Source organism: Alteromonas sp. ABV2_168, assembly GCF_056161165.1.
Window position 1 is genome coordinate 155429 of the sequence record NZ_JBSWYQ010000005.1, and the last position, 25436, is coordinate 180864.

Consider the following 25436-nt stretch of genomic DNA (forward strand, 5'->3'; position numbering starts at 1 on the left):
GTGGCTTCATTACAGGATCAACTCTTAAAGGCAGGTCTGGCCGATAAAAATTCGGCAAAGAATGCCCGGGCGGAAAAGCGCAAAAAGCAAAAGCTGAAAAATAAGAATCAGCAGGTAGAAGCTGATGCTGCCAAAATCGCTGCTGAACAGGCCGCTGCTGAGAAAAAAGAGCGGGACCGTCAGTTAAATGCTGAACAGCAACAGGAGCGTGAAAAGCGCTCTGTTGCTGCGCAAATCAAGCAACTTATCACGGTGAATAAACAAAGCCGTGACGGTGATACCTTACTGAACTTCACCCACGAAAATGTGGTTAAACGTATGTATGTTTCAGCCGCTGTCCATAAGCAGGTGACGAAAGGCCGTCTGGCTGTGGTTGCTCTCGACGGAGCGTATGAACTGGTGCCGTCACCGGTTGCTGATAAAATTGCTCAGCGTGATGAATCTGTAGTGGTTTACCGTGCCGACCTGGATACCAGCAACAACGAAGGTCAACAGGAAGACGAAGAGGACTGGTACGCCGACTACGAGATCCCGGACGACCTGACCTGGTAATTTTACCGGTTCAGTAGTGCGCCGGCAGGACTTCAGCTTTGTAGTCCCGCCAGTGCATTATTAGTGGAGTCTTGCAACGCGCGGTTAATTTTCACGTGTTCAGGGCTCCAGCCTGCAAGAAAGCGGTGGAAGTCGGCATTTGCCAAATCATAAAGCCCCCGCCATTCTGCCTCCGCAGCTTCTGCATCCGTTTGCGGACAGTGTTTAGCAAGAGAACCTTTTAACGCTGAGAAATAATGCCGGAGACAGGTTTCTTTACCGTTTCTCTGCTCCTCATCACTCAGTGCACTTCCCATGAAATACACTACGTCTTTGATACCCGCCCCGTGACCACAGTACTGGAAATCAACTGCGGCACAATCGACAAATTGTTCATCAAAACAGAAGTTGGCCACTTTCGCGTCACCGTGAAGAAGGGTAGAAAAACGGGCATTTTTAAGGGCATCGTCAATCTGCACGGCAGCAGACTTTAACGGAGAGTCGGGCATGGCTGCCCATTCGTTTTGTCTTGTTCCCAGATGCCAGTAAGTGCCTTCCTTCCATACTTTTCCATCAGAACAATGCATAAAACGTCCGTGGAATTCGCCCAGCCAGCGCAATACGCATTTTGCCTGCGCCAGCGTCAGTGAGTATGTTGTCAACGGGAATCCGCTGGCAGATAAGTCCTCCATGATAATCATTCTGTTATCGCCTTCAGCACTACCGCCCAGATAGTCAGGTACTTTACATGCTGAACCCGTAAGCGGAGCCAGTGCCTGATAAAAATAATGTTCAACTTCAAATGAGCGGAGTTTTCGCTGATGACTGTGATCTGATTGCCAGCCACGGGGATGCGCTGTGCTGTTCGCGGGCCGGATACATTTCACCACTACAGGTTTGCCCGTATTTTTGTTCACCGCTCTGAAACAGGCGCCGTAACCACTCCATAATGACTGGATGAGTGAAGCTTCGGTGTACTGTGTTCCGGACACAGTGTTCAGCCAGTTGAGATATTGGTTTAGTGAAAGAACAGTCATTATTTTTACCATTAAAAAAGCCGTACTCAAGGTACGGCTTTGTTATCACGTGCAGGGATTGACAGCCTCAACAGGGCTGTCAGCCTCAGGCCTCTTCAGCAACTGCTGCTTCAGATGCACTGGCAGGTAACGTCATAGCCGCAGATGCGGATGAAGTCGCCTGTGATACCGATGCTGCTTTACCTGACACCAGCAGTGCAGGGCGGCTTTCATCTTTCATCGCGCCTGCTGTTACATCACTGAACACTGCTTCTACAACCGGTGGCAATGCCATCGGATGTGATGCTGATTTTTGTCCGGTGCTGCTTGTTGCTCTGAAAGTGGCTTTCGCAACCGCAGGTTTGGCAACAGGTGCTACGGCTTCTGATTTCACCTCTTTCTCTGCCGTGGCAGCTACAGAGTTTTCAGATACCGGTGCTGCTTTTTCAGCAACTTCAGCTACCGTTTCCGTAGATTTTGTTTCAGTTGTACTCTGTTCAGCTACAGATTCAGTTGAACTCTGTGCTTCCTGAGTCGCATTTTCCGTTTCCTGAGCAGGATTCTGCTGTTCAGTTTCTGATTCTGCATGGGCAGCTAGATTAATCTCAACCTGCTCAGGAGAAGCCGGCACAGCGGTCAGCTGATCACCGTCAACACGTACACGGGGCTTCGCTGATTTTGGCTTTTTAGCCTGTGTATCTTCTTCAGGATGTGCAATATCAAATTGCAGTTCATCCTGCACTGCGCCGGTAGCTGCATCAGAATCCGCAACTTCAGAAGCATCACTGACTTGCTGTGGTGCGTTGTCCTCTGCTGCGTCACCGGCGGGAGACTGCTCCTTCTTACGGCGTTGACCCGCTGCCCGTACATGACGCGGAGAACGACGTGAGCGGCCACGGCTTTCTCGCTTCTGACCATTTTCATCGCCGGAAGCATCCTGTTCAGACGCAGTACTGTCAGCTTGCTCTGCCGCTTCCGCAGAAGCAGGCACATCAATGTTCTGAGCTTTACTGGTGTTGCTCTGCTCAGCGTCAGCCTGAGTTCGCTCCGTGCTGTCTTGAGTCAGACCAGAGCCTTTTTGACTTTGCTCAGGGCTGCTGGCCGGTGCTTCTGTAGCAAACTGAGTATCCGAAGGTGCTACAGTCTGTACAGTCTCAGTAACGGCTTCTTTCACTTCAACCGCAGAATGTTTAGTGTCAGATTTGTCTGCCTGAGGCTGTTGTGTCGCTGACTTATCCGCTGCGTCTTTATTTACACGAACGCTGCGGCGGTTGTCACGACGCTTACGACGCTCGGCAACCTGCTTCTTTCGGGCTGGCTGTGCTTCCTGATTGTCAGTTTGCGCTTCGGCCTCACGGTTTTGATTTTGCTGTTCCGGCTTGGCCTTTTTATCTTCCTGCGGCTTACGGCGGGACTTAGGACGACTGTTACGCTTATCATCCTGGCGTTTCTGAGTCTGCTTACTCTCATCACGCTCATTGCTGTTCTCAGACTGCTTACCACGACGGTTACGGTTGTTGCGTGGTTTTCTGTTGCGGTTGTCATTATTGCGATTATTACGCGGACTACGCGTCTTCTCTTCAGTCTTTGTTTCTTCTTCTTTCTTGTCTTCACCGCCAAGTACAGAAGAAATCCATTTGCCCAGTTTGGTGAACAGGGTTTCAGTGGCTGCCGGTGCAGTTGCTTCTTTAGCTGCAAGCGCTGCTACAGGAGCAGGCGGAGCCTGAGTCGGCGCAACGAGACCTTTCAATGCAGGTTCTTCACGTTTTACCGGTGCTGCAGCAGGCTGATAGGCCTCTGTCTCGTCCTGCTCTTTCAGGGCAACGTTATAGCTTGCATCAGAAATGACTTCATCCGGACGGTGGCGAATAACTTCGTAATGCGGCGTGTCCAGGTGAGGGTTAGGGATCAACAGCAGGGAAACGTTATGACGCTTCTCGATCACATTGATTGATTTACGCTTTTCATTCAGCAGATAGGTAGCTACCGGTACCGGCAACTGAGCTTCAATCTGACCGGTATTATCTTTGATGCTTTCTTCTTCGATAATCCGCAGAATCGACAGCGCAAGGGATTCTGTACCACGTATCGTACCGTGACCGGAACAGCGCGGACATACATGGTGAGCTGACTCGCCAAGAGAAGGACGTAAACGCTGACGTGACATTTCCAGCAAGCCGAAACGTGAGATACGTCCCAGCTGAACACGTGCACGGTCTGAGCGCACAGCATCCTGCATACGTTTTTCAACTTCGCGCTGGTGACGGACCGGTGTCATATCGATAAAGTCGATGACTACCAGACCACCTAAGTCGCGAAGACGCAACTGACGGGCAATTTCGTCGGCGGCTTCAAGGTTGGTATTAAGGGCTGTTTCTTCAATATCTCCGCCTTTTGTTGCGCGGGCAGAGTTAATGTCGATTGATGTCAGGGCTTCAGTCGGATCGATAACAATTGAACCGCCGGAGGGCAGACGGACTTCACGCTGGAAAGCTGATTCGATTTGACTTTCAATCTGGTAGTGACTGAACAGAGGTACGTCACCCTTGTACAGTTTTACACGATTAGCAAAGTCCGGACGCACCAGTTCAATGTGCTGCAGGGCTTCTTCATAGATGCTGGTTTTATCAATCAGGATCTCACCGATATCACGGCGCAGATAGTCGCGGATGGCACGGACAATAACGTTACTTTCCTGATGGATAAGGAATGGCGCCGCACGGCTTTCAGCGACTTCTGAAATGGCTTCCCAGTGCTTCAGGAGTACTTTTAAATCCCATTCCAGTTCTTCGTAAGATTTACCTACACCAGCAGTACGGACAATCAGACCCATGCCGTCCGGTAATTCCAGGCGGGACAGGGCATCTTTCAGATCCGAACGCTCATCACCTTCGATGCGGCGGGAAATACCACCTGCGCGGGGGTTATTCGGCATCAGTACCAGGTAACTACCAGCCAGTGACAGGAAAGTAGTGAGGGCTGCGCCTTTCTGGCCACGCTCTTCTTTATCAATCTGAACAATAACTTCCTGGCCTTCTTTAATCACATCTTTGATGTTTGGGCGGCCTTCGAATTTATAACCTTTCGGGAAGTAAGTGCGGGCAATTTCTTTCAGAGGCAGGAAGCCATGACGGTCTGCGCCGTAGTCTACGAAAGCAGCTTCAAGGCTGGGTTCTACGCGGGTAATCTTACCTTTGTATATATTCGCCTTTTTTTGTTCGTGACCCGGGCTTTCAATATCAAGATCATACAGCCGTTGCCCGTCAACCAGGGCAACGCGCAACTCTTCTTGTTGAGTTGCGTTAATCAACATTCTTTTCATTGTATCTAACTCTGTTTTGTACAGCCGCTTAGACACAAAATCAAAATGACACGTGCAAATACGCGTCACCCAGCCTCACGGCTGTGTGCGGGATTTGTTGTTTAGTCGTATTACCCATAAATACCGGCATTTCAGTTAGCCGGACAATTAAATGCGGGGTGTCGGGAACGACGGCCCTTACTATCTTTTTTCATTTTCACCCCCGTCATTACAGGGGCAAAGGTCAATTTAATTCTGTTTGCTAAACGGCGAACTTTATTTTCATCAGTTTGTGCAACGTTCTAAAGGCTTTTGTGCTGCCTTTATAAACCGGACGAATGCGTTTATTCAGTTGTCCGCACAATATTATGGTTCATTAATTAAGTTCGAACCGGATTTTGCTTAAGCATGTTTACTGCAAAATCACACGCGATTATCTCACCAACGTTTCGGGTTTAGCAAGCAAAGTTAACTCCCTTTTGTACTAAAAAACGTCATATTGAGAAATTAATTACATAAAAGACAGGCCCGAACGTAAGAATGGCTGTTCTTTAACCAATCCGGCAGAACGGGAGGACCCTCAATTGTCTGTTGAAATGGTCCCGGTTTGCGCTATTTAGCTTTAGCGTATCCATACTTGCTCAGGTATACTCCCGCCCATGAAAGAAGATACCCCCCAACAAGTTCGTTTCGTTACCATCGAGCCAGATCTCGAAGGGCAGCGCATCGACAATTATTTGCGTACCCAGTTAAAGGGTGTGCCGAAAAGTATGATTTACCGGATTTTGCGTAAAGGTGAAGTGCGGGTAAATAAAGGCAGAGTAAAGCCGGAATATAAGCTTCAGGCTGATGATGTTATCCGCATTCCGCCGGTGCGGGTATCAGAACCCAAAGATACGCCGAATCCGAAACTGGATAAGGTGGCAGAACTTGAGCATTGTATATTGTTCGAGGATGACCGCATTCTGGTCATTAACAAACCTTCCGGCACTGCGGTGCATGGTGGCAGCGGCCTGAATTTCGGTTTGATTGAGGGCCTTAGGGCACTACGGCCCGATGCTCAGTTTATGGAACTGGTGCACCGTCTCGACCGGGACACTTCCGGCTGCATTATCATTGCTAAAAAACGTTCAGCACTGCGCCATCTGCATGCCCAGCTTCGTGACGGACAAATGGACAAGCGCTATCAGGCACTGGTCGCCGGTCAATGGCCTGAAAACCGTTTTAAAGTAAAAGCGCCGTTGTTGAAAAACGTACTGCAATCCGGCGAAAGGCTGGTGAGCGTGAATGAAAATGGTAAGCCATCAGAAACCCGCTATCGCATTCTGACCCGCTATGAAGATGCCACCCTGGTAGAAGCATCTCCTATTACAGGCAGAACGCATCAAATACGTGTGCACTGTTTGCATGCCGGTCATCCTATTGCCTGCGATCCCAAATATGGCGATGAACAGTTCGATGACACTATGCGTAGCCGTGATTTAAAGCGTCTGTTTCTGCATGCCGCCAGCATTCAGTTCATACATCCTGGCAGCGGAGAGACAGTTCGTTTTCAGGCGCCCCTTGATGAACAACTAACCAGAGCGCTAAAGCAGTTAAATGAAGTATAAATTTGTTATTTTCGACTGGGACGGCACGTTGATGGATTCAGCGGCCAAAATTGTAAATTGCATGCAGCTTGCTGCACGTCAATGCGAAGTAGCGATCCCACCGGCTGAAGCTGTCGGGGGAATTATCGGTATCAGTCTGCGTCCGGCAATTCAAAAGCTGTTTAACATCACTGATGAAGCACTGACAGACCGGCTGTTTGAAGCCTATAAAAATGCGTTTATTGAACAGGACCAGACACCAAGCCCTATGTTTAACGGCACTGAGCAGATGCTCACTTCATTAAAAAATAGTGGACGAACGCTTGCTGTTGCTACCGGTAAAGCGAGAAGGGGACTTGACCGTGCCTGGAAGAACACAGATACCGGTCACTATTTCAGCTTTTCACGTTGTGCTGATGACGCAGAGTCCAAACCGTCGCCGGATATGATCCTGCAACTGCTCGCAGAAGCCGGAGTCGATAAGTCGGATGCGGTGATGATCGGGGATACCACCTTTGATATGCAAATGGCGCAGGACGCAGGTATTGCACGTATTGGTGTATCTTATGGAGTGCATGCACAGGTTCACCTGGAACGGTTTGCGCCGCTGGCTGTTGTGCACAGTATTGCGGAACTGGAATCATTATTACTCAGTCATTGAAGTGGCGAGTAACAATAAATCAATTCCGTAACCGGCAAGCATATCCCGCAAAAGCATAACCGGTAAGCCGATGAGGGCATTCGGATCACGGGATTCAATTCGTTCAAACAGCAAGGTACCTTTACCTTCGGACTTAAAGCTGCCGGCGCAGTCATAGGGTTTTTCGTCCTGCAGGTAATGTTCAATGTGTGTTTTGCTGAGAGAACGGAAATGCACTTTTGTTATTTCGGTGGCTGTTGTCTGCTCTTTTGTGGCAGCGTCAATAATGCTCAGGGCAGAATAGAATGTCACGCAGCGGTCGCTACTTAATAAAAGCTGTTCCGTTGCAGCCTCATGAGTTCCGGGCTTGCCGAGTATAATTGTGGTGCCGGGACCGGTAGACAGGGAAGCTACCTGATCGCCGGCAATAACAATTCCGTTTTCCGTCCCGGTTGCTACTTTACCTGCTTTTGCTGCCGCCAGCCTTTCTGCCAGTGCCCCCGGCTGTTCATCCGGTAAGGGGCTTTCATCTATATCCGGTGCGATAATTGTGGCATTAACACCGAGAGAAGCGAATTGTGCCTGGCGGTAAACAGAAGATGTGGCCAGAATAAAGCGGGGGGATGTATACATGAATTCCTCTTTCGGTTACATAGCGTGCCAGATAGTAGCGGGAGTAAGCCATAAATCCGCGATATTTTCGAGTCGCCGGCTGTTTTTATCCCGAATACCTGACAATCTGTCCGCCAACCGGTCGAATCCGTGCTAAAAGGCGATTAATCTTTTGACACTGAGATACCAAATCTATAATATGCGCGCCCTATGCAGAAAGTGAAATTACCTCATACCGTCGATCCGGTGAAAAGCGCTGTGAAACGTTCCGATTACCGGGGTGTTATCGCAAGTAAAGATCTGGAACGATTGAATGAAGCTGTTGTCAGCTGTGATGAATGGGTGAACGCAGAAGTACAGTTCGAAAAAGACGCGCAGGGTCTTACTGTCTTTCACGGTCACTTAAGCGCACAGGTAACACTTATCTGTCAGAGGTGTAATGGCGAGTTTCCACACTCACTTCATACCGAATTCTGTTTTAGTCCGGTGCAGGGACAAGATCAGGATGAGGCAGATGCATTACCCGAAGCCTATGAACCGGTAGAGGTCAACGACCACGGAGAAGTCGATTTACTTCAATTATTTGAAGACGAGTTGATTATCTCATTACCTATCGTAGCCCTTCATGCAGAGGAGGATTGCGGCCTTGGTAAAGATGATATGACATTTGGTAAAATCAGTCCGGAACATGAGCGACCAAACCCTTTCGCGGTTTTGAAAGAACTTAAGCGAGACCAGGAGTAAGTTATGGCAGTACAACAAAATCGTAAAACACGCTCTAAGCGTGGTATGCGTCGTTCACACGATGCATTGACAGGCGCGACTTTGTCTGTCGATTCAACGTCGGGTGAAACACACCGTCGTCATCACGTAACCGCAGATGGTTACTATAAAGGCAAAAAAGTAATCGCCCGCTAATCAGTAGGTGACAACTTTTGTCTAAGCTAACCATTGCGTTAGATATCATGGGGGGCGATCATGGTCCCCCTGTTATCCTTTCCGCTACCCTCAAAGCCATCCGGCAACATCCAGATTTCAAATTTATCTTATGTGGCCAGCAGTCCGTCATTGAACCTGCTGTCGCTGATTTATTGCCAGAACAACGTGCAAGAGTCACCATCGAGCATTGCGACGATGTCGTTGATATGGGCGATGCGCCTGCCTTTGCATTGCGCAATAAAAAGCAATCTTCTATGCGCCGCATTATTGAACTGGTGGAATCCGGGGAGGCCGATGCCTGTGTCAGTGCCGGAAATACCGGCGCGTTGCTGGCAATGGCTTATTATCTTCTGAAAACATTGCCCGGTATTGACCGGCCAGCCCTTGTTTCGGCTATGCCGACGGCCAGTCACCATAAAGTGTTTCTGCTGGATCTTGGCGCAAACGTAAACTGTACGTCAGAAATACTGTTTCAATATGGTGTGATGGCCAGTGTACTTGCCCAGGAAGTGTCCGGTATTGAAAAGCCGAGAGTGGCGCTACTGAACGTAGGCGAAGAAGATATAAAAGGAAATGCGCAGGTAAAGATTGCCGATCAGTTGTTCAGAAATGCCAGCGCACTGAATTATATAGGTTATGTGGAAGGGGATGACATTTTTACTGATTATGCCGATGTCGTGGTGACCGACGGATTTACCGGCAATATTGCCCTTAAATCTACCGAAGGTTTAGCCAAACTGGTTATTAATGAAGTAAAACGACAATCCCAAATGAACCTTTTAAGCCGTTTGATGGCCAGAATAGCGTTGCCGCTGCTGAAAAGCATCTACAACAGGGTGAACCCCGACCAGTATAACGGGGCGAGTCTGATAGGATTGCGCGGCATTGTCATCAAGAGTCACGGAAACGCTTCCGCTGACGCTTTTTACTATGCGATTTATCAGGCAATGCAAGAAGCCAAAATGGGCATTCCTGAGAAAATAAAAAGTAAAATAGAAACGGTTTTGTTGGAGCAGCTTTGAGCAATTATTCACGAATTATCGGGACCGGAAGTTATTATCCCAGTGAAGTGCGTACTAATGCCGACCTGGAAAAAATGGTCGATACCAGTGATGAATGGATCACTGAACGTACCGGGATTAAAGAAAGACGCATTATCGGTGCTGACGAAACAGCCGCCACCATGGGATTTGAAGCCAGTAAGCATGCTATAGAAGCTGCCGGTATCGACCCGAAGTCCATCGACATGATTGTGTGTGCAACCACCAGTGGTGCCCATGCATTTCCCAGCACAGCGTGTGAAATTCAGGCGATGCTCGACATTAACGGCATTCCTGCGTTTGATGTTGCCGCTGCCTGTGCCGGTTATTGTTATGCCCTGAGTATTGCCGATCAGTACATCAAGTCTGGTATGGCTAAACGGGTGCTGGTTATTGGTACAGACTGTCTGACCCGCATGATGGATCCTACCGACCGCGGTACAATCATTCTGTTTGGCGACGGTGCAGGTGCAACGGTCATTGAAGCCAGTGAGGAACCGGGTATTTTGTCTACCCATATTCACGCAGACGGTTCATACGGTGAATTACTCTATGCCGGTAATCCTCAACGGGGTGTAGCATCTTCCGTTGAAGAAAACTGGTGTGCTATGAAAGGCAATGAGACTTTCAAGGTGGCCGTCACTAAATTGTCTGAGACTGTAGAACAAACCCTTGCAGCCAATAATATGGCAAAATCTGATCTTGACTGGCTGGTACCGCACCAGGCAAACTTCCGCATTATTAAAGCGACTGCCAGAAAGCTGGACATGTCGTTAGATCAGGTTGTGCTGACTCTGGAAAAATACGGTAACACGTCTGCTGCAACCGTGCCTACAGCACTGGATACTGCTATCAGAGATGGCCGTATTAAACGTGGTCAGAATCTTCTTCTTGAAGCATTCGGCGGAGGCTTCGCCTGGGCTTCAGCTCTGGTAAGATATTAAGTCCGGTCTGCAGACCGGCACGATAAAGATAACAATAAGGAACAATAATGACTCGTACAGCTTGTGTATTTCCGGGACAAGGTTCCCAGTCTGTCGGCATGCTTAAAGAGCTGGCTGAAAGCCACCCTGTTGTAATTGATACATTTAAAGAAGCGTCAGACGCGTTGGGATATGACTTGTGGGATCTGGTGCAGAATGATGCAGACGGCAAGTTAAACGAGACTCACATCACGCAGCCTGCGCTGCTGACAGCCAGCGTTGCCATCTGGCGTATTCTTCAGGAAAAGCAGATCCAGGTAGATTACCTGGCCGGTCACAGTCTGGGTGAATATTCAGCGCTGGTTTGTGCCGGAGCCATTGAATTTAAAGAAGCGGTGAAGCTGGTAGAAGCCCGTGGTCAGTTCATGCAACAGGCCGTACCGGCCGGAGCAGGGGCAATGTACGCCATTATCGGGCTGGATGATGAAACCATTGCTGAGTGTTGTCAGCAAACAGCTATTGCAACCGGTGAAGTTGTGTCTCCGGTTAACTTCAATTCGCCGGGCCAGGTGGTCATTGCCGGTGAAAAGGCTGCCGCAGAACAAGCTGCAACGGCATGTAAAGACGCCGGTGCAAAACGTGCGTTACCACTGGCTGTCAGTGTGCCGTCTCACTGCGAACTGATGCGTCCAGCTGCTGACCAGTTAGATGATGCACTGGCTGCAATCAACATTACTGCACCTGCGATTAACGTGGTGAACAATGTTGATGTAAGCGTAGAGTCTTCGGCTGAAGCCATTAAAGATGCGCTCGTACGTCAGTTATACTGTCCGGTGCAGTGGACCCGTACCGTCGAGTTCCTTGCCGCGAAGGGCGTAGAGAAAATTATTGAGGTGGGGCCGGGTAAAGTATTAACCGGTCTGACTAAACGAATTGATAAAGCATTAACCAGTGTTGCGGTAAATACGCCGGACACACTGGCTGATCTTTAATTACTCAGAATCAGGAAAATTATGAGTCAGTTATCAGGTAAAGTCGCCTTAGTAACAGGCGCAAGTCGCGGTATCGGTAAAGCTATTGCTGAAGCACTGTCTGCGCAGGGTGCAACCGTTGTGGGTACAGCAACCAGCGAAAACGGCGCTGCTGCTATTTCTGAATATTTAGCTGCATCAGGCGGTAAAGGCCTGGCATTAAATGTGACAGACAAAGCATCGGTGGAAACCGTGCTGAAGAACGTTACTGATGAATTTGGTGCTATTGATATTCTGATCAATAATGCAGGTATCACCCGTGATAATCTGTTAATGCGAATGAAAGATGACGAGTGGCAGGACATTATAGATACCAATCTGTCATCTATCTTTACGCTGTCTAAAGCCGTGTTACGCGGTATGATGAAGAAGCGTTATGGTCGTATCGTCAATGTTGGTTCAGTAGTGGGCAGTGCCGGTAATGCCGGACAGGCAAACTATGCTGCTGCAAAAGCCGGTGTGATTGGATTTTCAAAATCTATGGCACGTGAAGTGGCATCCCGCGGTATTACCATCAATGTGGTCGCTCCGGGCTTTATCGATACAGACATGACGAAAGCATTGACAGACGACCAGCGAGAAGCGATCTTTAAGGACATCCCGGCAAACAGACTGGGTGCACCGGAAGAAATTGCTTCAACTGTTGCTTTCTTAGTCAGTGATGGCGCTGCGTACATCACTGGTGAAACCATCCATGTAAATGGTGGAATGTATATGAATTAATGTTGCCATCTGGCAGCAATTTCGTGCCTGAGCCTTGTTTTGCTTGGGTGTTGGTGTTAAAAAATTGTAGAATTAATTGGTTGGTTGCTGGTTTGACCAGGATATTTACATCACTTGGTACTTGCAAGGATAGTCCTTGCAAAATAAACTAGCGGCACTTTTTTATCTAGTGACGTTAAGGGAAACCTAGAATTATGAGTAACATCGAAGAGCGCGTAAAAAAGATCATCGTAGAACAGCTGGGCGTTAAAGAAGAAGAAGTAAAAGCTGAAGCTTCCTTCGTTGATGATTTGGGCGCAGATTCACTCGACACTGTTGAGCTGGTTATGGCTTTAGAAGAAGAGTTCGATACTGAAATTCCTGATGAAGAAGCAGAGAAGATCACTACCGTTCAGTCTGCTATCGACTACATCAACGCAAATAAAGACGCGTAAGCGTTCCTGAGTTTTGCGAAAACGGCTCTGTTAAGAGCCGTTTTCGTATCTAACGTTAGTTCCAATACGAGGGCTTTTTGTGACAAAACGTCGCGTAGTAGTTACTGGTATGGGTATGCTTTCACCACTGGCTTCTAATGTTGAAGACACGTGGAGCCGCCTGTTAAAAGGTGAAAGTGGTATCGGTGACATCACCTTATTCGATTGCAGTAACTATTCCACTCGTTTTGCCGGTCAAGTCGATGATTTCGACCCGCAAGATTACATCGAAAAGAAAGAAGCAAAAAAGATGGACCGGTTTATCCAGCTCGGCATTGCCGCGGGTAAGCAGGCGCTTGCTGATTCCGGTCTGGCGATTACTGATGAGAATGCTCACCGTGTAGGTGTGGCTATCGGTTCAGGTATCGGCGGTCTTGAACAAATCGAGCAGAACCACGTTAAACTGATGAACAGCGGTCCTAAGCGCGTTTCACCGTTTTTTGTGCCTTCTACTATCACCAACATGATTTCCGGCTTCCTGTCTATCATGGAAGGGCTGAAAGGGCCGAACCTGAATATCGTGACGGCCTGTACAACCGGTGTGCACAATATTGGTGTGGCAGCGCGTACTATCGCTTACGGCGATGCTGACGCCATGCTTGCAGGTGGTGCTGAAGCCTCTATTACCCCGCTGGGTATCGCAGGTTTTGCGGCAGCCAGAGCGCTGTCCTCAAACAACGATGCGCCGCAGCAAGCCAGCCGTCCTTGGGATAAAGACCGTGATGGCTTTGTTATGGGTGAAGGTGCCGGTGTGATGATGCTGGAATCTTATGAATCTGCCGTTGCCCGTGGTGCCAAAATCTATGCTGAACTGACAGGCTTCGGAATGAGCGGTGATGCATATCACATGACTTCACCTCCTGCAGATGGTGAAGGAGCAGCCCGTTCTATGGAAAATGCCTTACTGGATGGCGGCGTTAACCGTGAAGATATTGGTTATATCAATGCTCATGGTACGTCCACACCAGCTGGAGACATTGCAGAAGTTGCAGCAGTAAAGCGGGTATTCGGTGAGCATGCTCATCATTTACTGGTCAGCTCGACTAAGTCAATGACCGGTCACCTGTTGGGTGCTGCCGGTTCGGTAGAAGCTATTTTCACCGTGCTTGCACTGCGTGACAAAATGGCGCCGCCTACTATCAACCTGGACAATCCGGGTGAAGGCTGTGATCTTGATTTTGTTGCACACAAAGCGAAATCATTCGATACGCCTTACGCCTTATGTAATTCATTCGGCTTCGGTGGTACTAACGGTTCATTAATCTTCAAACGTATTGACGGTTAATGTAATTGATTGCGAAAAGGCAGCATTACGCTGCCTTTTTTGTATCTGAAGTATAGTGACTGGTTATGCGTAACTCGCTTCCGGTTTTTGTAAGCCGCGTCTGCACACTGTAAATCCATGCATCTGCTGGTATACTTCCGCACTGAATTTTATCAATGACTCACACTCTTTATGTCTGAAGACATACATCAGGACCGCGCATTTCAATACGGTGATGGCATGTTTACCACTATGCATGTGGCTTGTGGCCGTGTTGCTCTGTGGTCTCTTCATAAACAGCGGTTACAAAACGACAGTGCCCGGTTGGGATTAACTGTAGATTTGGCCTTGCTAACTGAACAAGTGCATGCGGCAGCGGAAAAACTGGCTGATGGCGTGCTGAAAGTGCACATTTCTTCAGGTTGCGGCGGTCGTGGTTATCAGCGTCCGGCAGGGCAATCTGCTGTCTGGCGGTTATCTGACTTCTCTGTGCCGGCTCAGTATGCTTGCTGGCAGAAGCAGGGAATTGCTGCTGACATCAGCCCGGTGACGCTGGGTTTGCAACCTTTGCTCGCAGGTATCAAGCATATAAACCGGCTCGAACAGGTGCTGGTGAAAGAACAGATTACCCTCGATGATGCCATCGTGTGTGATATGCAGGGCTACGTGACAGAGGCGAGTGCCAGCAATGTGTTCTGGTATGCAGACGGTCAGTGGTATACGCCCTCACTGGATAACGCCGGCGTGGCCGGTGTTTACCGGGCGTTTATTCTTTCTACCCTTGAGCAGGCCGGCAAGCCTGTGATAACAGGAAAATTTACGATTTCAGATCTTAAAGAAGCCAGCGCGGTTTTTTTATGTAATGCGTTGATGCACATTGTACCGCTGAACCGTATTCAGTTTGATGATGCAGAGGTTCGCTTCGATTGCGGGCCGGTGTGGACGTTGCAGCAGCAAATGAATGAGGCTTATGAGAGGGAACATGAAACGCCTGATTAGTATCCTTGCAGTGCTTTTTGCCGGCTTTGCTTTCCTGGCCATCGCTTATTTCTGGTCTGTTAAACAACTCACAGCACCACTTTCGTTAGAAGATGACGTTTTGTATACCGTACCCCAGGGCAGTTCTGCGACTTCTGTTGTCCGCGATTTACTCGATAACGGCCTGGCGTCTTTTCCTCTCCTTACTGCAAAAGTGTGGTTGAAACTGGATCAGCAGGCCAGTGCTGTCAGAGCGGGTACCTATCAGTTAACGCCCGGGATGTCTGCAGTGGACGCCCTGTATCTGTTTGCCAGTGGTGATGAATATCAGTTTCAGATAAGTCTTGTGGAAGGGTTGACGCTCAGCCAGTGGCTGATTTTACTCAGAGCCGATATGAATCTGGTTCAGGATGTTACCGGAGATGATGCATTGTCCGGGCTGGCAGCCGCCGTTGAAGGTTATGATTCACAGGCCTGGCCGGAGGGTTTATTCCTGGCAGATACCTATCATTATACTGCCGGTACATCTGTCTCTGATATCCTCAGACGCGCCGGTGAGGCATTGAGCCGGTATCTTCAGCCACAATGGGATAGCCGCCCGGGGGCATTACCCTATAAAACGCCTTACGATGTGCTGATCATGGCGTCAATTATTGAGAAAGAAACAGCCATCGCCAGCGAGCGGCCCCTCATTGCCGGTGTATTTGTTAACAGGCTGGACAGTGGTATGCGTCTGCAAACCGATCCCACCGTTATTTATGGTCTTGGCGATGAGTTTGACGGTAATCTGACCCGTCAGCACTTACGGGGTAAAACACCGTACAATACGTATACTATAAACGGTTTACCGCCCACTCCTATTGCTATGCCGGGTAAAGCGGCTATCGATGCGGCGCTGAATCCGTCGCTGACGGATGCGCTTTATTTTGTGTCCCGCGGTGACGGGACACATGTTTTTTCATCAACGCTGGAAGCCCACAATGAGGCCGTTAACCAGTATCAGCGGAATATCAAAAAAGAATAATATGTCAGGAAAATTCATTGTTATAGAGGGCCTTGAAGGAGCAGGTAAAAGCTCTGTTATTGAGGTAGTGAAACAGTTCATTGAAAGCCGCGGGCATTCCTGTGTTTGTACCCGTGAGCCGGGTGGTACGCCGATGGCTGAGGCTATCCGTGAATGTGTTAAAGGTGACTGGCAGGAGACGGTAGCAGAAGAAACGGAATTAATGCTGATGTATGCTGCCCGCCGTCAGTTGCTGGTTAACGTTGTCCATCCGGCCCTCGAAAGAGGAGAGTGGGTGCTGGGTGACCGTCATGATATGAGTTCACTTGCCTACCAGGGCGGCGGCAGGCAAATCCCTGAAGATAAGTTGATGGCGCTCCGGGAGTTGTGTCTGCAGGGCTTTGGTCCCGATCTCACCTTGTATCTTGATGTCGAGCCGGAAACCGGATTGCAACGGGCGCGGGGACGGGGAGAGTTAGATCGGATCGAACGTTCCGGGCTGGCTTTTTTTGAGCGCACCCGTGAAAAATATCTGTCACTGACAAATGAATCGCCAACGGCGTTTCTCATTGATGCCATGCAGCCTATGGAAAACGTACATCAGGATGTGTTGAGTACGCTGGAGGCTAACCTGCCATGATGCCCGTCTGGCTGCGACCTCTTTTGCTAAAGTTTACAGACAGACTCCGGTTGCGTAGTCTGCACCACGCTTTATTGTTATCAGGTATTGCAGGAACCGGCAAACGTGTACTGGCTACAGCACTGGCAAAAACCTTACTGTGCAAACAGGTATCAGATGAAGGTAGTTGTGGTCAATGTCAGAGTTGTCTGCTTTTCGAAGCCGGTAATCATCCGGACTATCACGAGCTTGTCAGTGAAAAGCAACTCGGCGTTGATGCTGTGCGGGGTGGCATACAAAAGTTAGCTGGGACTGCTCAGTTGGGTAACAATAAGGTACTGGTGATCCCCGACGCGGATACCATGACAGAAGCGGCTTCTAATGCGTTACTCAAAACGTTGGAAGAACCGACGGTAAATACTTATTTATTATTACTTACGAGTCGCAAAACGGCGCTGTTACCCACTATTCTGAGCCGGTGCGAAAAACATGATATTCCTTTACCGGCAGAGCAGACCGTTATCGACTGGCTTGGCGCGCAGGGCATGACTGACGTTACCCCGGCAACCTTAAAAGCCTACGGCTATGCGCCTTATACTGTACTGGACAGTTTGCAGGAAGGTGCTGAAGGGTTGTCGTTTAACGGCTATCAGCAGGGGATTGCGGATTTGATGGGGAATAAAGAATCTCCCCGCAGTCTGGCTGTGAAATGGCAGGAGCACGCTGTTCAGGTAGTAAAATGGCTGCAAAGCGATGCCCATGAAAAATATATCCGCACATTGCATTCCGACGATTACCGGGCGTCGTTAAAATGTCAGCAGGCGTCTGCACAACTGCAGCATCCCGGCGTAAATAAAGCGGTGATCCTCACCGGCGTACTGGCCGTTTTTTCTGTTAACCCGTTATAAATAAGGTACTGAATTTTGTTCGTAGATTCCCATTGCCATCTGGACCGGTTAAAAATGGACAAGGCCGGACTGGAAGAAACCCTGAAGTTTGCCCGTCAGCGGGGAGTTGAGCATTTCCTGTGCGTCTCTGTTTCTGTTAAAGACTACGATGACATGTATGAAGCGGTAAAAGACTTTCCTGATGTGTCTGTTTCATGCGGGGTTCATCCCTTACATCAGGAAGATGCCTGTGATTACGACACATTACTGGCGAAAGCGTCTAATCCTGAAGTTGTTGCAATTGGTGAAACGGGTCTGGATTATTTTTACAGTGCTGACACGAAAGAAGTGCAGCTCGCTTCATTTGTGGATCATATCAAGGTTGCGAATGTCCTAAAAAAACCGCTGATCATTCATACCAGAGATGCCCGCGAAGACACGCTGTCTTTGCTTAAGGAACATAAAAATCCTGAAACAAAAGGGGTATTACATTGTTTTACCGAAAGTCTTGATATGGCCCTGGCTGCTATCGATATGGGTTTTTATGTTTCCATTTCTGGCATTGTGACGTTTAACTCAGCGGATGAACTCCGTGAAGTGGTAAAAGCGTTACCCATTGAGCGCTTGTTGATAGAAACGGATTCTCCATGGCTGGCACCGGTTCCTCACAGGGGAAAACAAAATCAGCCTGGCTTTGTGGTCGAAGTGGCTGAATTTATTGCATCAGTAAAAGGGGTAACCGTGGAAGAACTGGCAAGACAGACCACTGAAAACTTTTACACCTTATTCAGTCATGTCAGACAATAAACCCCTTATCTGGACTGAGCGGCTTTTGAAAAGCTTACAGGCCGGTAAAGATTCACCTGAAAGCCGCTTCATGCAGGTTGCCACCTGCAATAAGGACGGCTTGCCGGAAAACCGCACGCTGGTTTTCCGGCAGCTCGATAGTGATGAAGGGATTATTTACGCGGTGTCTGATCTGAGAACTGCAAAAGCTGACGCGCTTAAAGCGAATGCCAATGCTGCTATTTGCTGGTACTTTACCGGCAGCAGAGAGCAATACCGTTTAAATTGCACTACTACAATTATCACTACGGATAACGCACCGGAAGATATTCACCGCGCATGGTGTGAAATGTCGGTACAGGGCAAAAAGCAATTTCTGTGGGGTGTACCGGGTTCTGTCAGACAACCGGCAAAGCCTCTCAAGGCGGAAGGTGATATGAATATAGCCCCGCCTCATTTCTGCAAGCTGGCTTTCAGGGCAGACTCAGTTGATTACCTGAACCTGAAAGGTAACCCTCAATATCGGGAATTCCAGACACGATGTGATAACGACTGGCAAATCCGGGCTGTTATTCCCTGAAAACCGGTAATCACCATTTCATTAAATCGTCTTCACCGTTTCATTTAAGCATACAGACAGTACGCGGGATCAGTAGGAAAATAAGCGTCAACACGATAGTAGTTTCTGTTTCCCGGAGTCTTTATGCAAAATCTTGCTCAGAATATTATTTATCTTTCTCACGGTGGCGGACCATTTCCGCTTCTTGGTGAGCCTTCTCACCAGGGCATGGTAGATCAACTAAGCGGGATCGCTGCCTCTCTGCCGGTACCGGAGCGCATTCTCCTGATCAGTGCGCACTGGGAGGAAAGTAACTTTAGCGTAACAGGGCATCCGTCACCCGGTTTAATTTATGATTATTATGGCTTTCCGGAAGAAGCTTACAGTATTACCTATCCGGCCCCCGGGGATCCCCAATTTGCCGGAGCATTACAAGAGTCTGTCAGAGCGGCCGGCATAAAATTATCAGTGTCACCGGAAAGAGGGTTTGATCACGGTATGTTCGTGCCGCTGAAAATCATGTTTCCTCAGGCTGATATTCCTGTCGTACAGTTATCGTTAAGCAAGTATCTCGATGCTGCTATGCATGTACGCATGGGTGAGGCACTGGCAAAATGTGATTTATCAAAAACGCTGGTGATAGGCTCAGGATTTTCCTTCCACAATATGAAAGCGTTCTTCAAACCGGTTGCCGGTGCAGATGAAATGAATGATGCTTTTCAGCTCTGGCTGAAAACACTGATGACTGATGTCGGTATCAGGGAAGGAGAGCGCTCACATCAACTCATCAATTGGGAAACAACGGCGCCGAATGCCAGATTTTGCCATCCCCGTGAAGAACATTTATTGCCCCTACACGTATGTTACGGACTTGCAGGGAAACCGGCAAAGCACGCCTTTCAAACGCACATTGCAGGAAAACTGGCGACAACATTTTTATGGTGACAACTGTGGGGTCGTTCAGGATGGTTTGATAATTGTCCTGAGCTGCACTTCCGTCAGGAACCTGTCTTTCGCTGGCAGCAAAGTTTGAATTTTTTACCGCTCTGACAGAAACAGGGATCGTTTCTGCTAATTTTTACGGTGCCGGTATCATCATGCAATTTTCCGCTGTCATAGCGCCAGCAATTGTTTTCTTTCAGGAACAGTGATGTTTCATGGAGAACACCGGTTTTCCGCCTCTCAGCATACCACGCTCTGAATTCCACATGGTTTGTATTTGTTTGCAATACATCAAGATGGAGCCAGGTCGTGCCGGATGCACTTTCTTCAAGAGCACTGACTGTCAAATCTGCCCGCTTTGATGCTGTATAGGTTTTGAGTACGTATTCATAATTTTTGCTGACATACGCGGAGTATCTCGAACGCATCAGTTGTTCCGGTGAAGTCGCCTCTTGCTGGCCAGCCAGCAATGGCACGCAACACTGATTTCTGTCTTTACCGCTATTGCAATAACACTGCATTATTATGCCCGTTTAACTTTTTCGGGGCAGTGTACCTTTGTACAGGGCTATCACCAAGGCCCGGTAACCACATTCTTCATTTCTCTGTTTTGTTCATCGTTGGTAACCCGCAGATTCACAACTGAAACGGCATAACGGCGACATAATTGTTGAATTACCACCCGTTGCTGATCGTCCAGAGCCAGATTCTCTACATATATCGTTTTGCACTGACCAGACATGATGAGCCTTGAAATCCATCCTGGTACATCTTCTTCCGAAGGTTTCTGCATACGGATACTGTGTGGCACATCCTTTTTAAAGGCTACCGATTCTGCAATTAAGTACGACCAGCCACGGGGACGTGAAACTTCACGGGGCGCGCCATCAAAGGCAAAGCTGAGTTGAACGACGTTGTTTGAATGAGTCATGGTAATCCCTGTTCGTTTATACAGTGTATAGGTATACAGTATTTCAGGATGAAGACTTGTGCAAGTATTTTTTTGCATAAAAAAGCAGCGCAACACAACAGATTTGGACAGCAAGCCAGCAGTAGCGTGGGCTGAAGTCGTTAACACTTTTAACATTGGTGCATCGAATGCATCTTAATAGGGCAACAGGCGTCCTGAGTTTGAGCAATAAACGAACTAAGATTCACATATAAATAACATATTGTGGCCGGTTCAGCGGATTATCGTATTTTTTGACTGTTTAACCCTGCTCAGCTCAATGTGGTACTTACAGTGCAATATATGCGTATCTGTCGATATTTCATTAAGTACAAGGAGGGCAGTCGTTGAGCAGTCATAGTATGAGCCGCCGTGCATTATTAGGGTGGATTGGTAAAACAGCGGGCGCCGGCGCGATGTATCAGGCCATGAGCTCACTGGGTTTTGCGGCCGAATCTACAAAGCCCGGTACATTGAAATTAAGCGGTACGAAGAAAGGGGCATCTGTACTGGTGTTGGGTGCCGGTGTTGCGGGTATGACAGCGGCTTATGAGCTACGCAAAGCCGGCTACAAGGTGAAAATCCTTGAGTTTAATGGCAGAGCCGGTGGTCGTTGCTGGACGCTCCGTGGTGGCGATACTTATACAGAACTGGGTGGTGCGACCCAGCAATGTCAGTTCGCTGAGGGGAATTACATCAATCCGGGTCCCTGGCGTGTGCCCTACCATCACCATCATGTGATGTCTTACATCAATGAGTTTAACGTAGCTATTGAGCCTTTTATTCAGGTTAACTACAACGCTTACGTGCATTCAACTAAAGCGTTTAACGGTAAACCCCAGCGTTACCGCGAAGTGCAGGCTGATTACCAGGGATATGCTGCTGAGTTATTGAGTAAAGTCATTAACCAGAATGCACTTGATGCTGAATTGAGCGGTGAAGACAGAGAGAAGCTTTTTGAGTCTCTTCGTCACTGGGGAGCACTTGATAAATCTTCTGCCTATAAAAAGTCCTATGAGACAAGTTTACGCCGTGGCTTTAAAGTACCACCGGGCGGCGGACTGTCACCCAAACCTGAACCCTCCGAATTGTTTGACCAAAGTGCTTTACTGCAGTCTGAACTGTGGAAATACATAGTGAATGGCCAGGACATCGAATTCCAGAGCAGTATTTTTCAGCCTGTTGGTGGTATGGACAGTATTGCGAAAGCCTTTGAGAAACGGGTTGGTGATCTTATCGAATACAACGCCAGAGTCACATCTGTTGATCAGAGCGACTCCGTTGTAACAGTGAAATACGACCAGCAGGGCACTGCCAAAGAGGCACAGGCTGACTGGTGTGTGTGCACAATTCCTCTCTCGATTCTTTCTCAGATCCCTGTCACAGCAAGCAATGCAATGAAAACCGCTATCCGCTCGGTGCCTTACGCAGCGTCAGTGAAAGTGGGCCTGGAATTTAAGCGCCGCTTCTGGGAGCAGGACGATGCAATTTATGGCGGTGTTTCATACACCAATCTGCCCATTACTAATATCAGTTATCCCAGTACAAAGTTTTGTGACAAAGGCAAAGGGGTGTTGCTGGGCGGCTATGTATGGGGGCCGAACGCTTTCGAATTTACCTCGTTGCCACCGGAGGAGAGAGTCAAAAAAGCCGTTCAATACGGCAAACAGATCCATCCGCAATACGAACAGGAGTTCGACAACGGCATTGCCGTTGGCTGGCACAGAGTGCCCTGGACACAAGGATGCTATGGCGTGTGGACTGAAGAAAAGCGGGAAGAACACTATGAAAACCTGTGTCAGGTAGATGGTCGTCTGGTACTGGCCGGTGAGCATGCTTCAAATCTGCCTGCATGGCAGGAAGGGGCTATAGCTTCGGCGCGGGACGCTATCGAACGGTTACATGCCAAAGCACTGACAACGGCTGCATGAAAGAGAGGACAGAACAATGAAATCATTAATTAACGTTGCCGGTACCGGTTTACTGCTTCTGAGCAGCTGTGCACTTGCTACTGATGATGCCGGTTTTTCTCAGGGTAAGAATTTTGAAGAAGTGTCCGGAGATGAGCTTTATCACGCTATTTGTCAGGGATGTCATATGCCTGATGCACAGGGCGCCAAAGGTGCAGGCGCATATCCTGCACTGGCAAACAATCCCAAACTGAGTGCTGCTCCCTATGTCACATTTATGGTCAGCAACGGTATGGGTGGTATGCCCGCATTAAAACAATATTTATCCGATGAACAAATCGCCGAAGTGGTGAATTATACACGTACCCACTTTGGTAACCATTTTACTGACACCGTGAGTGCAGAAGACGTTAAAACCATTGCCCGAAGATAAAAAGGAAAAACGTAAATGAAAAAGATATTAATTGCCCCGTTACTACTGAGTGCTGTACTTGCAAATACAGGTTGCAGTGAAGCAGAAGCAACCTCCACCCCGAAAGAAACTGTTATACGTCATGGTTTAATTGGTTCAGATTTCCCCATACTGCGCGCCTCTGAAGTGCCGGCAACCAGTACCATTGTATTTTTAAGCGGGTCTGTACCCGGCGTAAGCAACCCTGACGCACCGGAAGGCAGCAGGGAGGCCTACGGTGATACAGAAATGCAAACCGTGAGCGTCATGAAACGTATCGACGAAAACTTGAAAAGTCTGGGGCTCACTATGGGCGATGTCATCAAAATGCAGGCATTTCTGGTCGGGGATCCTGAAATGGACGGGAAAATGGATTTTGCCGGCTTTATGCGAGGCTATACTCAGTTTTTCGGAACAGATGAACAGCCTAACTTGCCTTCACGGTCAGCTTTACAGGTTGCCGGTCTGGCGAACCCTAACTATCTGGTAGAGATTGAAGTGACTGCGGTTCGTCCTGAGTAATTCTCAAAGAACCTTGTGCCGGTGATACTATGCATTCACCGGCATCCACCGGCATTCAATAAAACACAGGGTATGTTGTTCTGAGCCTTTCTGTTATCCCGCCAGCATCTGTCTACCTGACGTAGCGCAAACTAAACAATATACCGGCAACCAGCCAGTAGAATACTGGTTCCTGCCAGCCTGTTTTGAGTGACCAGGTGTAATGCAAAATGGCCAGAAACAATGCCACCCATACGGTGTTGTGAAGGGGTTGCCAGCGCTGTCTCATTTTTTTCCTGATGAACAACGGAGACGTGACCGTCAGTGCAAGCAGGACCAATAAGGCGGCGAAACCCACCAGTATATATGGCCTTTCGACGATCTCTGCGCCGGCCATCTGCCAGGCAAACTGCAGTTCAAACGCCAGCCAGGTAAGAAAATGCGCCAGTGCGTATACAAACACATAAACCCCTGCCATTCTTCTGAGTTTAATGATATCAGCGCAGGGCAGACGCCTTGCAATCTGTGACAACGCGAGGGTAAAAAGTAACAGGTTCACCGCCATAATCCCGCTGGAATGGAGTAGCGCTTTTACCGGATCGGCACCCAGCTGATCATTGATGCCGGCATAAAATAACAACGCCAGGTAACCCGATGCCAGGCCATGGATCACAAACTTAATACTGTTGACCTGAAATGATGTCAGCCTGACAGGGCGTGAAAACAACGTTTTCTTCATTGAAACCTAATAAAACTTAGATAAATCCATACCTGCATACAGTGATGCAACTTCTTCGTATCCGTTAAACGGGCGGGTAGGGATGCGGTTCTGATTAAACAAACCACCACTGGTGATCCGTCTTTCAGAAGCCTGACTCCACCTGGGATGATCAACCGCCGGGTTTACATTCGCATAGAAGCCGTATTCCCGGTGGGCCAGACGTTTCCAGGTTGTTGGCGGCTCTTTGTCTGTTAACGTGATACTGACGATGGATTTGATACTTTTGAAGCCGTACTTCCAGGGCACGACCAGTCTGACCGGCGCGCCGTTTTGTGGAGGCAGGCTTTTACCATAGACACCGGTTGCCAGCATAGTTAGCGGGTGCGTCGCCTCGTCAATACGCAAGCCTTCTACATACGGGTAGTCAATGCCGCCTCCGGTGAAGCGGCTTCGCTGGCCGGGCATCTGCTCAGGATCATAAAGTGTTTTGAACGCCACATATTTAGCCGACGATAATGGTTTCGCCTCTGCAAGCAAGTGACTTAGCTGAAATCCCATCCAGGGAATTACCATCGACCAGGCTTCGACACAGCGTAAACGGTAAATTCTCTCTTCAAGCGCAAGCCGGGTAAATAAATCATCGTAATTGAGAGTAAGAGGCTTTTCGACCAGACCGTCTACTTTCAACGTCCAGGGTTCGGTGATGAACTGCTGCGCGTTATTTACAGGATCGCTTTTGTCTGTGCCGAATTCGTAAAAATTATTGTAGGACGTTACTTTTGCTTCCGGTGTGAGCGCCTCATCCGGTTTAAAGTTATCGTTCACGGAAAAATCGAGAGGCCGTGTCCGGAAGGTGTCATTTTTCTCTTCATCATCGGTGAACCAGCCAAAAGCTGATGCAGGTTGCGACATGAGCGCACCCAGCCCGGCAAAGCCTAGTGATTTGATCACATTGCGGCGGTCGCGGTAAACAGATTCATCAGTAACGTCACAATCTTTGAATGTCTGAGATGGTTTGAAGCGGTGAGCCATAACTACCCTTTTTATA

Annotated in this window: 28 protein-coding genes; 21 read left to right on the forward strand and 7 right to left on the reverse strand. The window is 48.6% G+C overall.

What is annotated here, in order from left to right; translation table 11 throughout:
* Positions 1–552, forward strand: coding sequence for a DUF2058 domain-containing protein (locus tag ACXAH4_RS09760; protein WP_474844327.1), 552 nt, complete (start codon positions 1–3; stop codon positions 550–552).
* A 32-nt stretch (positions 553–584) separates the two neighbouring features.
* Here the strand turns inward: ACXAH4_RS09760 and ACXAH4_RS09765 are convergent, their stop codons facing one another.
* A complete protein-coding gene (locus ACXAH4_RS09765) occupies positions 585–1568 on the reverse strand; it encodes a phosphotransferase (protein WP_474881696.1) in 984 nt (327 codons plus the stop codon).
* An 85-nt stretch (positions 1569–1653) separates the two neighbouring features.
* Positions 1654–4869, reverse strand: coding sequence for a ribonuclease E (rne, locus tag ACXAH4_RS09770; protein ID WP_474881697.1), 3216 nt, complete (start codon positions 4867–4869; stop codon positions 1654–1656).
* Between the two features lie 638 nt (positions 4870–5507).
* Here rne and rluC point away from each other — a divergent pair.
* Together rluC and ACXAH4_RS09780 are read left to right on the forward strand one after the other, a co-directional pair.
* Positions 5508–6458, forward strand: a complete 951-nt coding sequence (rluC, locus tag ACXAH4_RS09775) for a 23S rRNA pseudouridine(955/2504/2580) synthase RluC (protein WP_119501526.1) — start codon at positions 5508–5510, stop codon at positions 6456–6458.
* Positions 6448–7098: an HAD-IA family hydrolase gene (locus tag ACXAH4_RS09780; RefSeq protein ID WP_474844323.1), complete on the forward strand. Its 651-nt coding sequence runs from the start codon at positions 6448–6450 to the stop codon at positions 7096–7098. The genes rluC and ACXAH4_RS09780 overlap by 11 nt, the downstream gene beginning before the upstream one ends.
* Here the strand turns inward: ACXAH4_RS09780 and ACXAH4_RS09785 are convergent.
* On the reverse strand, positions 7084–7710 hold the full coding sequence (locus ACXAH4_RS09785; protein WP_474844322.1) for a Maf family protein: 627 nt from the start codon (positions 7708–7710) through the stop codon (positions 7084–7086). The two genes, ACXAH4_RS09780 and ACXAH4_RS09785, sit on opposite strands and share 15 nt — an antisense overlap.
* A 189-nt stretch (positions 7711–7899) precedes the next feature.
* On the opposite strand from ACXAH4_RS09785, the gene yceD reads away from it, so the two are divergent.
* The 15 genes from yceD to ACXAH4_RS09860 all read left to right on the forward strand — a co-directional run bounded on the left by yceD (position 7900) and on the right by ACXAH4_RS09860 (position 19859).
* Positions 7900–8433: a 23S rRNA accumulation protein YceD gene (yceD, locus tag ACXAH4_RS09790; RefSeq protein WP_474851393.1), complete on the forward strand. Its 534-nt coding sequence runs from the start codon at positions 7900–7902 to the stop codon at positions 8431–8433.
* 3 nt (positions 8434–8436) lie between these two features.
* The gene (gene rpmF, locus ACXAH4_RS09795) at positions 8437–8607 is read left to right on the forward strand and encodes a 50S ribosomal protein L32 (protein ID WP_119501522.1); all 171 of its coding nucleotides are present in this window, start codon (positions 8437–8439) and stop codon (positions 8605–8607) included.
* A gap of 17 nt (positions 8608–8624) precedes the next feature.
* Positions 8625–9650, forward strand: coding sequence for a phosphate acyltransferase PlsX (plsX, locus tag ACXAH4_RS09800; protein WP_119501521.1), 1026 nt, complete (start codon positions 8625–8627; stop codon positions 9648–9650).
* A complete protein-coding gene (locus ACXAH4_RS09805; protein ID WP_119501520.1) occupies positions 9647–10612 on the forward strand; it encodes a beta-ketoacyl-ACP synthase III in 966 nt (321 codons plus the stop codon). Before plsX ends, ACXAH4_RS09805 begins: the two co-directional genes overlap by 4 nt.
* 47 nt (positions 10613–10659) lie before the next feature.
* Complete coding sequence (gene fabD, locus ACXAH4_RS09810; RefSeq protein WP_474881699.1) at positions 10660–11583, forward strand: ACP S-malonyltransferase; 924 nt, start codon at positions 10660–10662, stop codon at positions 11581–11583.
* 21 nt (positions 11584–11604) lie between these two features.
* Positions 11605–12345 (forward strand): 3-oxoacyl-ACP reductase FabG, encoded by a 741-nt coding sequence (gene fabG, locus ACXAH4_RS09815; protein WP_474881700.1) that lies wholly within the window; start codon positions 11605–11607, stop codon positions 12343–12345.
* 194 nt (positions 12346–12539) lie between these two features.
* Positions 12540–12779, forward strand: a complete 240-nt coding sequence (gene acpP / locus ACXAH4_RS09820; RefSeq protein ID WP_012518211.1) for an acyl carrier protein — start codon at positions 12540–12542, stop codon at positions 12777–12779.
* Between the two features lie 79 nt (positions 12780–12858).
* Entirely contained in the window at positions 12859–14103 is a 1245-nt protein-coding gene (gene fabF, locus ACXAH4_RS09825; protein WP_474844318.1) for a beta-ketoacyl-ACP synthase II, read from the forward strand.
* Positions 14104–14274: 171 nt separating this feature from the next.
* Positions 14275–15081 (forward strand): aminodeoxychorismate lyase, encoded by an 807-nt coding sequence (pabC, locus tag ACXAH4_RS09830; protein WP_474851401.1) that lies wholly within the window; start codon positions 14275–14277, stop codon positions 15079–15081.
* Positions 15065–16084, forward strand: a complete 1020-nt coding sequence (gene mltG / locus ACXAH4_RS09835) for an endolytic transglycosylase MltG (protein ID WP_474881702.1) — start codon at positions 15065–15067, stop codon at positions 16082–16084. Before pabC ends, mltG begins: the two co-directional genes overlap by 17 nt.
* A gap of 1 nt (position 16085) precedes the next feature.
* Positions 16086–16703 (forward strand): dTMP kinase, encoded by a 618-nt coding sequence (gene tmk / locus ACXAH4_RS09840; protein ID WP_474844315.1) that lies wholly within the window; start codon positions 16086–16088, stop codon positions 16701–16703.
* Positions 16703–17590, forward strand: coding sequence for a DNA polymerase III subunit delta' (holB, locus tag ACXAH4_RS09845; RefSeq protein WP_474881781.1), 888 nt, complete (start codon positions 16703–16705; stop codon positions 17588–17590). Before tmk ends, holB begins: the two co-directional genes overlap by 1 nt.
* 15 nt (positions 17591–17605) lie before the next feature.
* The gene (locus ACXAH4_RS09850) at positions 17606–18376 is read left to right on the forward strand and encodes a TatD family hydrolase (RefSeq protein WP_474844313.1); all 771 of its coding nucleotides are present in this window, start codon (positions 17606–17608) and stop codon (positions 18374–18376) included.
* Positions 18363–18935 (forward strand): pyridoxamine 5'-phosphate oxidase family protein, encoded by a 573-nt coding sequence (locus ACXAH4_RS09855; RefSeq protein WP_474844312.1) that lies wholly within the window; start codon positions 18363–18365, stop codon positions 18933–18935. Before ACXAH4_RS09850 ends, ACXAH4_RS09855 begins: the two co-directional genes overlap by 14 nt.
* A gap of 123 nt (positions 18936–19058) precedes the next feature.
* Positions 19059–19859 carry a DODA-type extradiol aromatic ring-opening family dioxygenase gene (locus tag ACXAH4_RS09860; RefSeq protein WP_474844311.1) on the forward strand — a complete coding sequence of 267 codons (801 nt, stop codon included), beginning with the start codon at positions 19059–19061 and terminating at the stop codon, positions 19857–19859.
* A gap of 53 nt (positions 19860–19912) precedes the next feature.
* On the opposite strand, the gene ACXAH4_RS09865 is transcribed toward ACXAH4_RS09860, so the two are convergent.
* The gene (locus ACXAH4_RS09865) at positions 19913–20377 is read right to left on the reverse strand and encodes a YchJ family protein (protein WP_474881704.1); all 465 of its coding nucleotides are present in this window, start codon (positions 20375–20377) and stop codon (positions 19913–19915) included.
* Positions 20378–20427: 50 nt separating this feature from the next.
* A complete protein-coding gene (locus tag ACXAH4_RS09870) occupies positions 20428–20787 on the reverse strand; it encodes a deoxyguanosinetriphosphate triphosphohydrolase (protein WP_474881706.1) in 360 nt (119 codons plus the stop codon).
* A 365-nt stretch (positions 20788–21152) separates the two neighbouring features.
* Between ACXAH4_RS09870 and ACXAH4_RS09875 the strand changes: the two genes are divergently transcribed.
* From ACXAH4_RS09875 to ACXAH4_RS09885, 3 genes are read left to right on the forward strand one after another with little or no spacing between them, the layout of a single operon-like run.
* Positions 21153–22736, forward strand: coding sequence for a flavin monoamine oxidase family protein (locus ACXAH4_RS09875; RefSeq protein ID WP_474881707.1), 1584 nt, complete (start codon positions 21153–21155; stop codon positions 22734–22736).
* A gap of 16 nt (positions 22737–22752) precedes the next feature.
* Positions 22753–23148, forward strand: a complete 396-nt coding sequence (locus tag ACXAH4_RS09880) for a c-type cytochrome (protein WP_474844307.1) — start codon at positions 22753–22755, stop codon at positions 23146–23148.
* A gap of 15 nt (positions 23149–23163) precedes the next feature.
* The gene (locus ACXAH4_RS09885) at positions 23164–23688 is read left to right on the forward strand and encodes a RidA family protein (protein ID WP_474881709.1); all 525 of its coding nucleotides are present in this window, start codon (positions 23164–23166) and stop codon (positions 23686–23688) included.
* Positions 23689–23800: 112 nt separating this feature from the next.
* On the opposite strand, the gene ACXAH4_RS09890 is transcribed toward ACXAH4_RS09885, so the two are convergent.
* Positions 23801–24406: a protein-methionine-sulfoxide reductase heme-binding subunit MsrQ gene (locus ACXAH4_RS09890; protein WP_474881711.1), complete on the reverse strand. Its 606-nt coding sequence runs from the start codon at positions 24404–24406 to the stop codon at positions 23801–23803.
* Between the two features lie 6 nt (positions 24407–24412).
* Complete coding sequence (gene msrP, locus ACXAH4_RS09895) at positions 24413–25420, reverse strand: protein-methionine-sulfoxide reductase catalytic subunit MsrP (protein WP_474881713.1); 1008 nt, start codon at positions 25418–25420, stop codon at positions 24413–24415.
* Positions 25421–25436: the final 16 nt, after the last annotated feature.

Bases quoted from the DNA above. Each gene is read 5' to 3' on its own strand.
- rpmF (WP_119501522.1), top strand. From the start codon at position 8,437: ATGGCAGTACAACAAAATCGTAAAACACGCTCTAAGCGTGGTATGCGT.
- fabD (WP_474881699.1), top strand. From the start codon at position 10,660: ATGACTCGTACAGCTTGTGTATTTCCGGGACAAGGTTCCCAGTCTGTC.
- tmk (WP_474844315.1), top strand. From the start codon at position 16,086: ATGTCAGGAAAATTCATTGTTATAGAGGGCCTTGAAGGAGCAGGTAAA.
- ACXAH4_RS09890 (WP_474881711.1), bottom strand. From the start codon at position 24,406: ATGAAGAAAACGTTGTTTTCACGCCCTGTCAGGCTGACATCATTTCAG.
- mltG (WP_474881702.1), top strand. From the start codon at position 15,065: ATGAAACGCCTGATTAGTATCCTTGCAGTGCTTTTTGCCGGCTTTGCT.
- ACXAH4_RS09855 (WP_474844312.1), top strand. From the start codon at position 18,363: ATGTCAGACAATAAACCCCTTATCTGGACTGAGCGGCTTTTGAAAAGC.
- rluC (WP_119501526.1), top strand. From the start codon at position 5,508: ATGAAAGAAGATACCCCCCAACAAGTTCGTTTCGTTACCATCGAGCCA.
- fabG (WP_474881700.1), top strand. From the start codon at position 11,605: ATGAGTCAGTTATCAGGTAAAGTCGCCTTAGTAACAGGCGCAAGTCGC.
- ACXAH4_RS09865 (WP_474881704.1), bottom strand. From the start codon at position 20,377: ATGCAGTGTTATTGCAATAGCGGTAAAGACAGAAATCAGTGTTGCGTG.
- pabC (WP_474851401.1), top strand. From the start codon at position 14,275: ATGTCTGAAGACATACATCAGGACCGCGCATTTCAATACGGTGATGGC.
- ACXAH4_RS09785 (WP_474844322.1), bottom strand. From the start codon at position 7,710: ATGTATACATCCCCCCGCTTTATTCTGGCCACATCTTCTGTTTACCGC.
- ACXAH4_RS09780 (WP_474844323.1), top strand. From the start codon at position 6,448: ATGAAGTATAAATTTGTTATTTTCGACTGGGACGGCACGTTGATGGAT.
- yceD (WP_474851393.1), top strand. From the start codon at position 7,900: ATGCAGAAAGTGAAATTACCTCATACCGTCGATCCGGTGAAAAGCGCT.
- ACXAH4_RS09765 (WP_474881696.1), bottom strand. From the start codon at position 1,568: ATGACTGTTCTTTCACTAAACCAATATCTCAACTGGCTGAACACTGTG.
- ACXAH4_RS09860 (WP_474844311.1), top strand. From the start codon at position 19,059: ATGCAAAATCTTGCTCAGAATATTATTTATCTTTCTCACGGTGGCGGA.
- ACXAH4_RS09880 (WP_474844307.1), top strand. From the start codon at position 22,753: ATGAAATCATTAATTAACGTTGCCGGTACCGGTTTACTGCTTCTGAGC.
- msrP (WP_474881713.1), bottom strand. From the start codon at position 25,420: ATGGCTCACCGCTTCAAACCATCTCAGACATTCAAAGATTGTGACGTT.
- acpP (WP_012518211.1), top strand. From the start codon at position 12,540: ATGAGTAACATCGAAGAGCGCGTAAAAAAGATCATCGTAGAACAGCTG.
- ACXAH4_RS09885 (WP_474881709.1), top strand. From the start codon at position 23,164: ATGAAAAAGATATTAATTGCCCCGTTACTACTGAGTGCTGTACTTGCA.
- holB (WP_474881781.1), top strand. From the start codon at position 16,703: ATGCCCGTCTGGCTGCGACCTCTTTTGCTAAAGTTTACAGACAGACTC.
- rne (WP_474881697.1), bottom strand. From the start codon at position 4,869: ATGAAAAGAATGTTGATTAACGCAACTCAACAAGAAGAGTTGCGCGTT.
- ACXAH4_RS09870 (WP_474881706.1), bottom strand. From the start codon at position 20,787: ATGACTCATTCAAACAACGTCGTTCAACTCAGCTTTGCCTTTGATGGC.